This is a genomic window from Microbacterium sulfonylureivorans (assembly GCF_003999995.1).
Classification (GTDB): Bacteria; Actinomycetota; Actinomycetes; order Actinomycetales; family Microbacteriaceae; genus Microbacterium; species Microbacterium sulfonylureivorans.
Genome location: NZ_RJAD01000003.1, coordinates 22358 through 36526 on the forward strand (window position 1 = coordinate 22358; position 14169 = coordinate 36526).

Consider the following 14169-nt stretch of genomic DNA (forward strand, 5'->3'; position numbering starts at 1 on the left):
GCTCGCGTCGGTCACTGGGCTCGACGATAGAAGGGCAGGGCGGTCACGGTCGCGGGGATGCGGGTCCCCCGGACGTCGATGAAGAGCTCGGTGCCGGGCTCGGTGAGAGTCGGCGAGACGAAGGCCATGGCGATCGGATGCCCGAGCGTCGGGCTCAGCGCGCCGCTCGTGACCTCGCCCACGGTGTCGTCGCCGTGGAGCACGGCGTAGCCCGCCCGCCCGGCGCGCTTGCCGTCGGACACGAGTCCGACGAGCACCGGCGCGTCGGACGCGACGACAGCCGAGAGCCCGGCACGGCCGACGAAGTCGTCCTTGTCTGCGGCGACGACGCGCGACAGCCCGGCCTGCGCGGGGACGATGTCGAGCGAGAGCTCATGGCCGTAGAGGGGCATGCCCGCTTCGAGGCGGAGCGTGTCACGTGCGGCGAGGCCCGCGGGCACGAGGCCGTGCGGCTCGCCCGCGGCGAGGAGGGCGTCCCACAGGGCCGGAGCCGACGTCGCGCGGATGTACAGCTCGAACCCGTCCTCGCCGGTGTAGCCGGTGCGTCCGATGTGCATCGGCACGGCCTCTTCGCCCGGCGCCGTGAACTCGGCGTGCGTCATGCGGTAGTACTTCAGCTCGCCGAAGGGGGAACGGACGCCGGAGATGCCCGCGGTCGACTCGACGATCGCCTGCGACGCCGGACCCTGCACCGCGATCAGCGCGATGTGATCGGTCGCGTCATCGACCTCGACGTCGAAGGAGACCGAGCGTTCGGCGAAGGCCTCGGCCACGGCATCCCGGTTCCCGGCGTTCGCGACGACCATCAGCCGCTCCGCGTTGTGACGGTAGACGATCACGTCGTCGACGATGCCGCCGTCCGCGTCGAGCACGAGGCTGTACTTCGCCTGGTCGTCGACGAGGGTCGACAGTCGCCCGGCGAGCGCATAGTCGAGGAAGGCTCCGGCCTCGGGCCCCTCGATGAGGAACTCCGCCATGTGGGAGATGTCGAAGAGCCCGGCCGCCGTGCGCACCGCGTGGTGCTCGGCCAGATCCGAGGTGTAGCGGACGGGCATCGACCAGCCGCCGAAGTCGGTGAAGGATGCGCCCAGGGCGGCGTGGCGGTCGTGCAGCGGAGTCGTGCGGGGGTCGGTCATGAGTTCTCCCGTTTCGCGATCGGGCGGACGCCGGACGGCGCCGTGGAACTCCCCCTCTGTCATGGGCCTGAGAGCTTCGTCGCGGCATCCGTCCGAGTGGAGCGGATGCTGCGGCTTTCACCTTCGGCGGGTTGCGGGCAGGCGCCCGCAGCCACTTTCCAGAGTCGGCCTCACCCGAACGGTACGCGTACCTGAGAGATTGGCGGGGAGGCTTGCTCCTTCGGTGCTCGGCATGACTGCTGCCGAGGCTCTCCCGCCCGGGTCGTGGGCCGTATTGACTTGCCGTGCCAGCATACCCGGCGCGCGGCGGTCAGCCGGTGCAGCGTCCCGACGACACGGCATCGGTCCGTTCGACCGCCTCCGCCGCCACGGGCGTCAGCTCGGCCATCGTCATCGCGTAGCCGCGCTCGGGGTCGTCCTCGGCGCGGGCGAAGACCACTCCGGCCACCGCTCCCGCCTCCGTCAGCAGCGGGCCCCCCGAATTGCCGGGGCGGACCGCGGCCTGGAGCGAGTAGATCTCGCGCGGCGCCGCCGACTCGTCGTAGATGTCGGGCACCGGCGCGGTTCCCGTGGACTGCACGCCCGCCGAGACCATCGTGAACGGTCCGCCGTGCGGGTAGCCCAGCACGACCGCCGGCGACCCGGCTTCGAGTGTCGGCGCGAACGGCAGCGCGGCGACGCCCAGGTCGTCGACCGCGATCACGGCGAGGTCGTCGACCGGATCGAAGTAGACGATGCGCCCCTCCCGCGCCGGCACGCCCGGCAGCTCCACGACGGGCTGCTCCACGCCCGCGACCACGTGCGCGTTCGTCACCACGCGGTCGGGGGCGATGACGAATCCGCTGCCGGTGGAGCTGCGGCCGCAGGAGTACGCGGTGCCCGACACCCGGGCGACGGATGCCGCGGCCCGCGTCAGGGCGGGGTCATCCAGGTCGACGGGCTGGATGGTCACGGGCCCTGACTCGAGCAGGTCGCCGAGCGCCGGCAGTCCCTCGTCGAGCACGAACCCCCGCAGCTCGGAGAGCGCGGCGGTGACCGGGGCCGGCATCACGCGGTCGATCGTGCGCAGCACCGTCGAGGACGACAGCGCCGAAGACACGACGGGCATCCCGGTCGCGGCGAGGCTCGCGCCGGCGAGCGAGATCGCCACGGCGGCCACGACGACCCCGGCGACGCCGCCGAGGATGCGGTCGAAGACGCGCAGCGGCGTGCGGTCGACGCCGCGCCGCAGGGCGGAGCCGACGACGGCCCCGAGGGTCGCTCCCCCGACGACCAGCACCGCGGTGGCGACCAGGACGACCGCAGGACGCCACTGCTGCCACGGCCAGGCGTCGTTGATCAGAGGCACGAGCCAGTACGCCGCGAAGCCTCCCACGGCGAGACCGAGCAGCAGGCCGACGCTGCCTGTGAGGCCTCGACCGATTCCGACGACGAGCCCCAGGACGAGAAGCACGACGAGGACGATGTCGACCAGGGACATTCATCCTCCTGCGTGAAGTCGGGGCTCGGGCGGAGCGCCAGCGTACGCATCGAAGCTGTGTGACGGCCGCCATTTGCCCTTCGTGTCAGCATGACACTAAGATGGTGGCGGAGTAAAAGTCATGATGACACGAACCAGCACCCTCAGCCCCGCGCCCGCCACCGGCGTCGACGCGACGCGCGTCGCCGTGTCGACGGTGATCTTCACGCTGCGACGCGTCCCCGGATCGGACGCGGCGAGCGTCGTACTGCCGCTCGTGCGCCGCACGCGCGATCCGCACGAGGGTCTGTGGGCGCTCCCGGGAGGCTGGCTCGACGTGACGGAGGGGCTGGATGCCGCGGCATCCCGCACCCTCGGAGAGACGACCGGGCTGGCACCGAGCTATCTCGAGCAGCTCTACGCGTTCGGAGCCGTCGACCGCTCTCCCAGCCGGGTCGTGTCGATCGTCTACTGGGCGCTGATCCGCCCGGACGAGATCCCCGACGAGACCGTGGAGAACGTCTCCTGGTTCGACGCCGCCTCGCTCCCCCGCCTCGCGTTCGACCACAACCACATCGTCGACTACGCCCTCTGGCGCCTGCGCAACAAGGTCGGCTACAGCCGCATCGCGCACGGCCTCCTCGCGGACGAGTTCACGCTCGCCGAACTGCGCGAGGTGTACGAGTCGATCCTCGGCCGTCGTCTCGACCCCGCCAACTTCCGTCGCCAGGTCGAGAACGCCGGCACCCTCATCCCGACCGACCGCTTCCGCACCGGCAGCCACAGACCCGCGCGGCTGTACCGCTACAACCAGGACGTCGAGCTGTCCGATCGCGGCCCGCTCGACACCCGCCACTGAGAGAGCATGCGCATGTCCGCCGTCAACATCACCCTTCAGCCCCGCCCCGAGGCCGACGCATCGGTCGACCACGCGATCCAGGCGATCGTGGCCGGCGCGTCCACCGCCGAGACGTGCAACACCGATCTCGCGTCGGGCCCGTGGGACTTCGACGTCCGACCCGGCTACGGCCCGGGATCGTCGATGGGCGACGTCATCCCGACGGGCTCGCCCCGTCAGGGCGAGCTCCCCCGCGAGTACCGCGAGGCGTCCGAGGACGAGCTCGACGCGCGCATCCGCGCGGCGAAGAAGACCCTCGGCGATCGCGTGGTCGTCCTCGGCCACTTCTACCAGCGCGAAGAGGTCGTCGAGCACGCCGACTACGTGGGCGACTCGTTCCAGCTCGCGAACGCGGCGAAGGCGCACCCCGAGGCCGAGGCGATCGTCTTCTGCGGCGTGCACTTCATGGCCGAGACCGCGGATCTGCTGTCGCAGCCCGAGCAGGCCGTGATCCTGCCCAACCTCGCCGCCGGCTGCTCGATGGCCGACATGGCCGACATCGACCAGGTCGAGGAGTGCTGGGAGCAGCTGGCCGACGTCTACGGCGACATGGACGCCGTCGACGCCGACGGGCGCGTGCCCGTGATCCCGGTGACGTACATGAACTCGTCGGCCGCGATCAAGGGCTTCGTCGGCCGTCACGGCGGCATCGTGTGCACGTCGTCGAACGCCCGCACCGTCCTCGAGTGGGCGTTCGAGCGCGGCCGCCGCGTGCTGTTCTTCCCCGACCAGCACCTCGGCCGCAACACGGCCAAGGCGATGGGCGTGCCGCTCGAGCAGATGCCGATGTGGAACCCGCGCAAGCCCCTCGGTGGCAGTGACGCCGAGGTCCTCGCCGATGCCCGCGTCATCCTCTGGCACGGCTTCTGCTCCGTCCATCGCCGCTTCAGCGTCGACCAGATCGAGAAGGCCCGCGCCGAGCACCCCGGCGTGCGCGTGATCGTGCATCCGGAGTGCCCGATGGAGGTCGTCGACGCCGCCGACGAGTCCGGGTCGACCGACTACATCCGCAGGGCGATCGAGGCCGCGACCGAGCCGACGACGTTCGCGATCGGCACCGAGGTCAACCTCGTCCAGCGTCTGGCCGCTCAGCACCCGCAGCACGAGATCTTCTGCCTCGACCCCGTGGTGTGCCCGTGCTCGACGATGTACCGCATCCACCCCGGCTACCTCGCCTGGGTGCTCGAGGGCCTCGTCGGTACTGACGGAACGCGCGGCGAGGTGCGCAATCGCATCACGGTTCCTCACGACGTCGCCGAGCCCGCACGCCTCGCCCTCGAGCGGATGCTCGCCGCGAAGCCTCCCGAGGCACCGGCGTCGGGGTGGGTGAACGCCTCGTGACCGCCACGCCGGACGCCTCGACCCACGCCGTCGTCGTCGGCAGCGGCATCGCCGGGCTGACCGTCGCCCTCCATGCGCTCGAGCACGGCTGCCGAGTCACGCTCGTGACGAAAGACGTGCTGGAGCATGCCAACACCCGCTACGCGCAAGGCGGCATCGCCGGCGTCATGTTCGACGACGACCGCGTCGACGATCACATCCGTGACACGCTCGTCGCGGGCGCCGGGCTGAGCGACCCCGCGGCGGTGGGCGTTCTCGCCACCGAGGGGCCCGCCCGCATCCGCGAGCTCGTCGACCTCGGCGTCGCCTTCGACCGCGGTGCCGACGGCGGGTTCGTGAAGGGTCTCGAAGCCGCTCACTCGTACCCTCGCATCCTGCACTCCGGCGGCGACGCCACCGGCACCGCGATCGAGAAGGCGCTCGTCGCCCGCCTGCGCGCGAGCCGCGCACGTGTCGTCGAGCACGCGTTCCTGATCGACCTCGTCGTCCAGGGGGGCCGGGTGCGCGGCGTCGAGCTGCTCGTCGGCGACCGTGCCGCGACGGATGCCTCACCCGCCGTCGCCGGGCGCCGCGAGGTCGTCGCCGCCGACGCGGTCGTGCTGGCCACCGGCGGCGCCGGCGAGCTCTACGCCCATTCGACGAACCCGGCGGTGGCGACCGGCGACGGCATCGCCGCGGCGCTCCGCGCCGGCGCCGACGTGCGCGACCTCGAGTTCTTCCAGTTCCACCCCACGGTCCTGGCTGTGGGCGACTCCTTCCTCGTGTCGGAGGCCGTGCGCGGCGAGGGCGCGACCCTCGTCGACGGGCGCGGCCGCCGGTTCGCGTTCGACGCGCACCCCGACGGGGAACTCGCCCCGCGCGACGTCGTCGCCCGTGCGATCGCGCATCAGATGGACCTGCAGGACGGCCGACCGGTCTTTCTCGACGCGACCCACCTCCACTCCGGCGATCCGGAGGCGCGGGCCGCGTTCCTCGCGCGCCGCTTCCCCACGATCGACCGCGCCGTCCGCGAGCGCGGCCTCGACTGGGCGCGCGAGCCGATCCCGGTGACCCCGGCCGCGCATTACCTCATGGGCGGCGTGACGACCGATCTCGTCGGACGCACGACGCTTCCGGGCCTCTACGCCGTCGGCGAGGTCGCCCGCACGGGGGTGCACGGCGCGAACCGCCTCGCCTCGAACTCGCTGCTCGAGGGGGCGGTGTTCGGCGCGCGCGCCGGCGACGCGATCGCGACCGACGCGGCATCCGGCGGGTGGCCCGCCCCGAGCGCCTCGTCCTCCGCGCCGGAGACCGACGAGGCGGAGTCCGGCACCGCGCCCGCCTTCACGCGCGCGGCGCTGCAGGAGCTGCTGTGGGAGTGCGCCGGGCTCGTCCGTGACGAGGCCGGCCTCGGGCACGCGGCATCCGTCATCGCCCGCTGGCGCGACGACGCTCGTGCCCCGGTCGCCGAATCCGAGTACGAGAACGAGAACCTCCTCGTCGTCGCCGAGCGGCTCGTCGCCGCCGCCCGCGCACGACGCGAGTCGGTGGGCGCGCACTTCCGCAGCGACGCGCCCGCCCTGGCCGAGCCGTCCCGACAGGAAGCCGTCGCATGCTGAACCGCGCCACGATCGACCGTGTCGTCGCCGCCGCCCTCGAAGAGGACGCTCCGTGGGGCGACCTCACCAGCGAGTACCTCATCGTCGAGACGGCCTCTGCTCGGGCCGACCTCGTCGCCCGAGAGCGCGGCGTCTTCAGCGGGGGCGAGGTGTTCGCCGCGGCGTTCCGGCTCACCGATCCGCGCATCGAGGTGCAGCTCGTGGTCGAAGACGGCGAGTGGTTCGAGCCCGGCGCCGTGCTCGCCGTCGTCACCGGCCCCGCGCGCGGCGTGCTCACCGCAGAGCGCGTCGGACTCAACTTCGTGCAGCGGATGTCGGGCACGGCGACCCTGACCGGACAGTATGTCGCCGAGGTCGTCCACACGAAGGCCCGCATCGCCGACACCCGCAAGACCACCCCCGGCCTGCGCGCCTTCGAGCGCAAGGCCGTGCGCGACGGTGGCGGGCGAAACCACCGCCACTCGCTCTCCGACGCGGTCATGGCCAAGGACAACCACCTCGCGGTGCTCACCCGGAGCGCGATCGACGGCGGCTGGGTCGCCACGCTCACCGACGCCCTGCGCGCCGCGAAGAACCGGCTCCCCCACACCGCGCACGTCGAGGTCGAAGTCGATCGGCTCGAGCAGATCGAGCCCGTCCTCGCCGCCGGCATCGGCACGATCATGCTCGACAACTTCTCGCTCGACGAGCTGCGCGCCGGCGTCGCCCAGGTAGCCGGTCGCGCGACGGTCGAAGCATCGGGCGGTGTCTCGCTCGAGACGGTGCGGGCGATCGCCGAGACCGGTGTCGACGTGATCTCCGTCGGCGCCCTCACGCACTCGGCGCGCGCGCTCGACCTCGGCCTCGACGTGCGCATCGACGCCCCCTGAGGTCCGCGCCATGAGCATGCTCTATCTCGACAACGCCGCCACAACGCCGGTCCGCCCCGAGGTGCTCGAGGCGATGATGCCGTTCCTCACGCAGTGGTTCGGCAACCCGTCGAGCCACCACACCGTGGGCGAGGCCGCCGCCGATGCGCTGGCCGACGCGCGCTCGCGCGTCGCCCGGGTGCTCGGGATGCGGCCGGGCGACATCGTGTTCACGTCGGGTGGGACGGAGGCGAACAACCTCGCGGTGAAGGGCATCTCGATCGCGGCCGCTCTGAACACGGGTCGTCGCCACGTCGTGACGACCCCGATCGAGCACGAGTCGATCCTCGAGTCCGTCGCCTACCTCGAGCGCGTCCACGGCTTCGACGTCACGCTCCTGCCGGTCGACCACGTCGGGCGGGTGGACCCGGATGCCGCGGCCGCCGCACTGCGGCCCGCCGGGGAGGGCGGCGGCACGGCGCTCCTGAGCATCGGCTACGCGAACAACGAGGTCGGCACCGTGCAGGACGTCGCCGCGATCGCCGCCGCCGGCCGCGCGCACGGGGTTCCGGTGCACGTCGACGCCGTCCAGGCCGCCGGATGGCTGCCGCTCTCGGCCGCCGCCCTCGGCGTCGACGCGATCTCGCTGGCCGGCCACAAGGTCGGCGCTCCCAAAGGCACGGGCGTGCTCGGCGTGCGCGGGCGCATCCCCCTCGAGCCCCTCCTGCATGGCGGAGGCCAGGAGCGAGGCCGCCGCAGCGGCACGGAGGACGTCGCCGGCGCCGTCGGACTCGCCACCGCGCTCGAGCTCGCCGAGACCGACCGGGCCGAGGCATCCGTCCGCGTGAGCGCCATCCGCGACCGGTTCGTCGCCCGAGTCCTCACCACCGTGCCGTCCGCCGAGCTCACCGGCGACCCGGTGCAGCGCCTGCCCGGAACGGCGAGCTTCACGTTCGCCGGCACGAGCGGCGAGGCCGTGCTGCTCGAGCTCGAGCGGCGCGGTGTCGTCTCGTCGAGCGGATCGGCGTGCGCGGCGGGCAGCGACGAGCCCTCGCACGTCCTGGTCGCGATGGGCATCGCCCCCGAGGTCGCGCAGACGGCGGTGCGGTTCACCTTCCCGCACTGGCTGCGCCAGCCGCTGGATGCCGTGGCCGACGCGGTCGCGGAGTCGGTGGCGGCCGTAGGATCGGGCGGGTGACCTCGCCGCCCGCACCCGTCGTGACCGTCATCGTCCCCGGGTTCGACGTGGCGGACTTCGCCGAGGAGGCGATCGACTCGCTCCGCGCACAGACCCTGGCGGACTGGGTGGCTGTGCTCGTCGACGACGCCTCGGCCGACCGCACCGGTGAGATCTTCGACGCCGCGGCTGGCGCCGATCCGCGATTCCGGGTCGTCCACCACCGTGCGCAGGGCGGCCTCAGCGCGGCCCGCAACACCGGGCTCGACCTCGTCGATACGCCGCTGGTCGCCTTCCTCGACGCCGACGACCGCTACACGCCGCGCGCCCTCGAGCTGCTCGTCGGAGCCGTCACCGCAAGCGGGAGCGACTTCGCACTCGGCGCGTACGTCCGGCTGCGACCAGACACCACCGGCGGCTACACGCCCGGACACGTGCAGCCGTGGGTCACGGCGGCGACCGACCCCGCGCGCAGCCGCACCACACTCGACGCCCACCCGGATGCCTCCGGAAACATCGTCGCGTGGTCGAAGGTCAGCCGCATGGACCTGTGGCGCCGCGCCGGCCTTCGCTTCCCGGAGGGCAAGGCGTACGAGGACCAGATCCTCGCGCAGCAGATGTACTCCCGGGCGCGCGCGTTCGATGTGATCCCCGACGTCGTCGTGGAGTGGCGCGAGCGCGCGGACGGCTCGTCGATCACCCAGCACAAGGGCGAGCTCCCGGTGATGCGCGACTACCTCGAGGCGCTTGCGGGCGGGATCGCGGTGCTGGATGCTGCGGGCCAGCCGCGGGCCGCGGCATCCCGGGTCCGTCTCATCCTGTCGATGGACCTGCCCCCGCTGGTGCAGCTCGCCGTCGACCACCACGACGAGGCGTACCGTCGCGAGCTCGGTGCGTTCACGCGTGACCTGTGGGCCCGCACCGGCGACACGCCTCCGGCGCTCGACGAAACCGTCGCGGCCGCCCTGGCCGCGGCCCGCCTCTGGTAGCGACCGGCGCGAGCCGAGACGGGCGAACCCGCTCAGGCGTCGGGAAGGCGCGGGGCCCCGGGCACCTCGGGCGTCGGCACCCACGACACGGCGGGAGCGGGGGCGATCGCCACCGGCAGCCCGGCGTCGACCGGGGGACGGTCAGCACGGCGATCGGGGTGGTCGGTCGGCCGGCCGGACTCCTCGGCCTCGAGGATCCGCGAGGCCGCGAGCTGCTGCGCCGCGAGCTCGGCGTACAGCCCGCCCTGCTCGATGAGCTCCGCGTGCGTGCCCGACTCCACGATGCGCCCCGCCTCGATGACGTGGATCACGTCGGCGGCGATGACGGTCGACAGGCGATGGGCGATCGAGAGCGTGGTCCGGCCCCGGGCCGCGGCGTCGAGCGCCTCCTGCACGACGCGCTCCGAGACGGTGTCGAGAGCAGAGGTCGCCTCGTCGAGCAGGAGCACCGGCGGGTCCTTCAGCAGGACCCGGGCGATGGCGATGCGCTGCTTCTCGCCGCCGGACAGGCGGTAGCCGCGCTCGCCGACCACGGTGTCGTATCCATGCTCGAAGCCCTCGATGATGTGATGGATGTTCGCCGCGCGGCAGGCGACCTCGAGCTCGTCGTCCGTCGCTTCGGGCTTGGCGTAGCGGAGGTTCTCGCGGATGGTCGCGTGGAACAGGTACGTCTCCTGCGACACGATCCCGACCTGGTCGATGATCGACTCCTGGGTGAGCCGACGCACGTCCTCACCGGCGAACAGCACCTCTCCCCCGGATGCCTCGTACATCCGCGGCGTCAGATACAGAACGGTCGTCTTCCCGGCGCCGGACGGCCCCACGAACGCGACGTGCTGGCCCGGCTCGGCCGTGAAGGTCACGCCCTGGAGGGTCGGACGCGCGTCCGGCGCGGCATCCGGATACCGGAACACCACGTCGCGGAACTCGATGCGGCCGAGCGGCCCCGGCGCACGCTCCACCGTGATCGCGTCGGCGGCGTCTCGGATCGCGGGCTCGAGGTCGAGGTACTCGAAGATGCGCGCGAACAGCGCCGCCGAGGTCTGCAGGTCGAGGGTCACCCGCATGAGTCCCATGAGGGGCATGAGCAGCCGCGCCTGGACCGTGGTGAACGCCACCACCGTGCCCGCCGTGATCACGACCTCGCCGCCGGTGATGAAGTAGCCCGACACCAGGTAGATGACCGCGGGCACGCTCGCCATCAGCACCTGGACGACCGCGAAGAAGCCCTGCCCGCTCATCGCCCGCCGCACCTGGAGCCTCACCTGGTTGCGGTTCTCGTCGGCGTAGCGGGCCGACTCGGCCCGCTGCCGGTTGAACGACTTGGACAGCAGGATGCCCGACACGCTCAGCGTCTCCTGGGTGATCGCGGTGAGCTCGGAGAGCGACTCCTGCGTCTCGCCCGCGATGCGCGCTCGCACCTGACCGACACGACGCTGCACGATCACGAGGATGGGCATCAGCACCACGGCGATGATGGTGAGCCGCCAGTCGATGATGATCATCGCGATGAGCGATGCGATCACGGTCACGACGTTGCCCAGGATGCTCGTGAACGTGTTCGTGAGCACGCCCGAGACGCCGCCCACGTCGTTCTGGAGGCGCGACTGGATGACGCCGGTCTTCGTCCGCGTGAAGAACCCGAGCTCCATCGCCTGCAGGTGGTCGAACAGCTTCACGCGCAGATCGCCCGTGACCTTGTTCCCGATCGTCGAGGTGAACCACGTCTGCAGCACTCCGAGTCCGGCCGAGACGAGGAAGAGCGCGATCATCACCGCGACGAGGCGCCACAGCAGCGGCATGTCCGGCGGCGAGCCGTCGACCGGGAACAGGGCGTCGTCGAAGATGCGCTGGACGATCAGCGGCGGGATCACGGCGATGGCCGCGCCGACGATCACGAGGACGCCGGTGATCGCGAGCGGCCAGGCGTACGGACGGAAGAGCGCCACGACCCGCTGACCGAGATGGGGGATCCGCGGGGCTGCCGCGTTGAGCTTCTTCTGCGTCTCGATGTCGACCCCGCGGAAGCCGGGATGGCCCCCGCCTCCCCCGCCCCCACCGCGCATGCTCACCCTGTTCAGCCTACTGACGGGTTTCCTCGCGACGGCTAGGCTTGACGGCATGGCCTCCACCCCCGACACCCCGAAGCACGACGGCTCCGATCTGGCTGCGCTTCGCGAGGAGATCGACGCACTCCAGGCGATCCCCGAGGAAGAGCTGCTGAACCCGCTCCCCTCCGCTGTCGAGGAGCGCGAGCCCACGCCTCACGCGACCGACGCGATCGGCTCCGAGAAGTGGGACCGGCCGGCGTCCGAGGAGACGCTCGAGAACTGAGCGCCTCCGCGCATCGCATCACATCGGCGGGAGCGAATCCGGCTCGATCGGGAATGTCGTGTCGGAGCCCGAAGTTATCCTGATGGCTTGCCATCTCAGGGTGGCCGACTCTCGCCATCTCCGAATGGCTGACCCCTGCCATCTCCGGGTGGCCGACCATTGCCCGCCGAGCTCCTGAGGAGACGACCCATGGCCGCCACCGACATCCGCCCCGGAACCGGGAGCATCCGCGTTCCCGCGGCTTCCGCTCCCGTCCTCGGCCGCGAAGAGAGCCGGGTCATCTGGCTGCTCCTCGGAGCCGCCTTCGTCGCGATCCTGAACGAGACGACGATGGGCGTGGCGATCCCGCACCTCATCACCGACCTCGGCATCACCGCCCTCGCCGCGCAGTGGCTGACGACCGCGTTCATGCTGACGATGGCCGTCGTGATCCCGATCACCGGCTTCCTGCTGCGCCGGTTCACCACCCGGCAGATGTTCATCGCCGCGATGGGCCTGTTCTCGGTCGGCACGCTGATCGCCTTCCTGTCGCCGGGGTTCCCGATGCTCCTCGTCGCGCGCGTCGTGCAGGCAACGGGCACGGCGATCATGATGCCGCTGCTCATGACCACGATCATGACCGTCGTCCCTGCCGCCATCCGCGGTCGCATGATGGGACGCGTCAGCATCGTGATCTCGCTCGCCCCGGCGATCGGCCCGACGCTCGCCGGCGCTCTGCTCGACACCGTCGGATGGCGCTGGATCTTCGGCATCGTGCTGCCGATCGCCCTCGTGGCGCTCGCCGTCGGTGCGCGCTGGATCCACAACCTCGGCGAGACGACCCACGCGCCGATCGACGTCCTCTCGGTGGTCCTCTCTGCATTCGGCTTCGGCGGCCTGGTCTATGGGCTCAGCCAGCTGGGCGCGGGCGGGCACGGCACCGGCGCCGAGGCCGAGGCCGCAGACGCCCTCTCGCGCGTGTCGCTGATCGTGTCGCTCGCCGTCGGAGCCGTCGCCCTCGGACTGTTCGCCTGGCGGCAGGTGCTGCTGCAGCGCAACGACGACGCGCTGCTCGACCTGCGCGTCTTCCGCTCGGCGAACTTCTCCCTCTCGATCGGGCAGATGGCGCTGATGTCGATGGCCTTCTTCGGCGCGATCACGGTGCTGCCGCTGTACCTGCAGAACGTCGTGGGCGTCTCGCCGCTCGACACCGGGCTCATCGTGCTCCCGGGTGCGCTGGCGATGGGCCTCGCCGGTCCGCTGATCGGCCGCGTCTACGACCGCTGGGGCACGCAGGTGCTGCTCGTCCCGGGCGCCGTGATCACCAGTGCGATGCTGTGGTTCTACACGACCTACACGCCCACGACCCCGGTGTGGGTCATCGCGATCGCCCACACGATCCTGTCCCTCGGTCTCGCGCTGTCCTTCACTCCTCTGTTCACCGCCTCGCTCGCCTCGCTCCAGCCGAAGTTCTACTCGTACGGCTCCGCCGTCGTCGGCACCGTCCAGCAGGTCGCCGGTGCCGCGGGCATCGCACTCATGTTCGGCGTCATGGCAGCCGCGTCGGCCGGGGCGACGGAGTCGGGCGCCGACGCCGTCACGGCAGGGGCCGCGGGCACGCATGCGGCGTTCCTCATCGCCGCGATCCTGTCGCTGCCGCTTCTCGTCGGGGCGTTCCTCATCCGCAAGCCCGCCGAGCAACCGATGGGCGCCGCGCCGGTTCACTGACCCGTCGCCCCGGATGCCCCATCCCCTCGACGGGGGGTGGGGCATCCGCGATTGTTGAGGGTGTATCCGCCACCGACCCGGGGAGCATCCGATGATCGTCCAGACCCCAGCCCTCGACGCGGCCACCGGCCACGTCGCCGACATGTACGACGGCGACCTCCGCACCGACGGATTCGTGTACGCCCACACGCGGGCGATGGCCGTCGATCCCGAGGCGCACCAGGCGTTCGAGGCGCTGATCGGCGCGATCGTCCCCTCTATCGGCGTGCGCACGTACGAGCTCGCGACACTGGGCGCCGCGCGGGCGATCGGTTCGCCGCACTGCCTGCTCGCGCACGGCAGGAAGACGCTGCGCGCGGATCTGATGAACGAGGACCAGCTCGAGCGCGTCGGACGCGACTACACCGACGCCGGGCTGGACGAGGCCGACGTCGCGGTGATGGCGTTCGCCGAGAAGCTGTCCCGCGAGCCGCAGCGGATGACGGATGTCGACAGCCAGCGCCTGCGCGAGGTCGGATTCACCGACCGCCAGATCGTCGACATCACGTTGGCGGCCGCCGCGCGCAACTTCTTCAGCCGTGCTCTGCTGGCCCTGGCCGTGCCGGTGGACGACGTGCCGGGGCTCAGTCCCGCACTCGTCGATGCGCTGCTGTCACCGCTCGATCGCTGAGACGGAGGCCGG

The 14169-nt window shown here is 71.7% G+C and carries 12 protein-coding genes and 2 riboswitches; of the genes, 9 read left to right on the top strand and 3 right to left on the bottom strand.

Going from position 1 to position 14169, the window contains the following annotated elements; all coding sequences use genetic code 11:
- Positions 1 to 11: 11 nt before the first annotated feature.
- Positions 12 to 1136 carry a glycine cleavage system aminomethyltransferase GcvT gene (gcvT, locus tag EER34_RS13645; RefSeq protein ID WP_127475715.1) on the bottom strand — a complete coding sequence of 375 codons (1125 nt, stop codon included), beginning with the start codon at positions 1134 to 1136 and terminating at the stop codon, positions 12 to 14.
- A 46-nt stretch (positions 1137 to 1182) separates the two neighbouring features.
- Positions 1183 to 1304, bottom strand: a riboswitch (glycine riboswitch).
- A gap of 1 nt (position 1305) precedes the next feature.
- Positions 1306 to 1402, bottom strand: a riboswitch (glycine riboswitch).
- 44 nt (positions 1403 to 1446) lie between these two features.
- Positions 1447 to 2616: a MarP family serine protease gene (locus tag EER34_RS13650; protein WP_127475717.1), complete on the bottom strand. Its 1170-nt coding sequence runs from the start codon at positions 2614 to 2616 to the stop codon at positions 1447 to 1449.
- Between the two features lie 124 nt (positions 2617 to 2740).
- Here EER34_RS13650 and EER34_RS13655 point away from each other — a divergent pair, with 124 nt between their 5' ends.
- From EER34_RS13655 to EER34_RS13680, 6 genes are read left to right on the top strand one after another with little or no spacing between them, the layout of a single operon-like run.
- On the top strand, positions 2741 to 3454 hold the full coding sequence (locus EER34_RS13655) for an NUDIX hydrolase (protein ID WP_127475719.1): 714 nt from the start codon (positions 2741 to 2743) through the stop codon (positions 3452 to 3454).
- A gap of 12 nt (positions 3455 to 3466) precedes the next feature.
- A complete protein-coding gene (gene nadA / locus EER34_RS13660; protein ID WP_127475721.1) occupies positions 3467 to 4834 on the top strand; it encodes a quinolinate synthase NadA in 1368 nt (455 codons plus the stop codon).
- Positions 4831 to 6432 carry an L-aspartate oxidase gene (gene nadB / locus EER34_RS13665; protein WP_127475722.1) on the top strand — a complete coding sequence of 534 codons (1602 nt, stop codon included), beginning with the start codon at positions 4831 to 4833 and terminating at the stop codon, positions 6430 to 6432. Before nadA ends, nadB begins: the two co-directional genes overlap by 4 nt.
- Positions 6426 to 7301: a carboxylating nicotinate-nucleotide diphosphorylase gene (nadC, locus tag EER34_RS13670; RefSeq protein ID WP_127475724.1), complete on the top strand. Its 876-nt coding sequence runs from the start codon at positions 6426 to 6428 to the stop codon at positions 7299 to 7301. The genes nadB and nadC overlap by 7 nt, the downstream gene beginning before the upstream one ends.
- Before the next feature lie 16 nt (positions 7302 to 7317).
- Positions 7318 to 8478: a cysteine desulfurase family protein gene (locus EER34_RS13675; RefSeq protein ID WP_127476413.1), complete on the top strand. Its 1161-nt coding sequence runs from the start codon at positions 7318 to 7320 to the stop codon at positions 8476 to 8478.
- Positions 8475 to 9446, top strand: coding sequence for a glycosyltransferase family 2 protein (locus EER34_RS13680; RefSeq protein ID WP_127475726.1), 972 nt, complete (start codon positions 8475 to 8477; stop codon positions 9444 to 9446). Before EER34_RS13675 ends, EER34_RS13680 begins: the two co-directional genes overlap by 4 nt.
- Before the next feature lie 32 nt (positions 9447 to 9478).
- On the opposite strand, the gene EER34_RS13685 is transcribed toward EER34_RS13680, so the two are convergent.
- Positions 9479 to 11512 carry an ABC transporter ATP-binding protein gene (locus tag EER34_RS13685; RefSeq protein ID WP_127476415.1) on the bottom strand — a complete coding sequence of 678 codons (2034 nt, stop codon included), beginning with the start codon at positions 11510 to 11512 and terminating at the stop codon, positions 9479 to 9481.
- Positions 11513 to 11567: 55 nt separating this feature from the next.
- On the opposite strand from EER34_RS13685, the gene EER34_RS13690 reads away from it, so the two are divergent.
- From EER34_RS13690 to EER34_RS13700, 3 genes are all read left to right on the top strand, one after another.
- A complete protein-coding gene (locus tag EER34_RS13690) occupies positions 11568 to 11780 on the top strand; it encodes a hypothetical protein (RefSeq protein WP_127475727.1) in 213 nt (70 codons plus the stop codon).
- A gap of 189 nt (positions 11781 to 11969) precedes the next feature.
- On the top strand, positions 11970 to 13487 hold the full coding sequence (locus EER34_RS13695; RefSeq protein WP_127475729.1) for a DHA2 family efflux MFS transporter permease subunit: 1518 nt from the start codon (positions 11970 to 11972) through the stop codon (positions 13485 to 13487).
- Positions 13488 to 13578: 91 nt separating this feature from the next.
- On the top strand, positions 13579 to 14157 hold the full coding sequence (locus tag EER34_RS13700; protein WP_127475730.1) for a carboxymuconolactone decarboxylase family protein: 579 nt from the start codon (positions 13579 to 13581) through the stop codon (positions 14155 to 14157).
- The last annotated feature ends 12 nt before the right edge of the window (positions 14158 to 14169 follow it).

Bases quoted from the DNA above. Each gene is read 5' to 3' on its own strand.
- gcvT (WP_127475715.1), bottom strand. From the start codon at position 1,136: ATGACCGACCCCCGCACGACTCCGCTGCACGACCGCCACGCCGCCCTG.
- EER34_RS13650 (WP_127475717.1), bottom strand. From the start codon at position 2,616: ATGTCCCTGGTCGACATCGTCCTCGTCGTGCTTCTCGTCCTGGGGCTC.
- EER34_RS13655 (WP_127475719.1), top strand. From the start codon at position 2,741: ATGACACGAACCAGCACCCTCAGCCCCGCGCCCGCCACCGGCGTCGAC.
- nadA (WP_127475721.1), top strand. From the start codon at position 3,467: ATGTCCGCCGTCAACATCACCCTTCAGCCCCGCCCCGAGGCCGACGCA.
- nadC (WP_127475724.1), top strand. From the start codon at position 6,426: ATGCTGAACCGCGCCACGATCGACCGTGTCGTCGCCGCCGCCCTCGAA.
- EER34_RS13675 (WP_127476413.1), top strand. From the start codon at position 7,318: ATGCTCTATCTCGACAACGCCGCCACAACGCCGGTCCGCCCCGAGGTG.
- EER34_RS13685 (WP_127476415.1), bottom strand. From the start codon at position 11,512: ATGCGCGGTGGGGGCGGGGGAGGCGGGGGCCATCCCGGCTTCCGCGGG.
- EER34_RS13690 (WP_127475727.1), top strand. From the start codon at position 11,568: ATGGCCTCCACCCCCGACACCCCGAAGCACGACGGCTCCGATCTGGCT.
- EER34_RS13695 (WP_127475729.1), top strand. From the start codon at position 11,970: ATGGCCGCCACCGACATCCGCCCCGGAACCGGGAGCATCCGCGTTCCC.
- EER34_RS13700 (WP_127475730.1), top strand. From the start codon at position 13,579: ATGATCGTCCAGACCCCAGCCCTCGACGCGGCCACCGGCCACGTCGCC.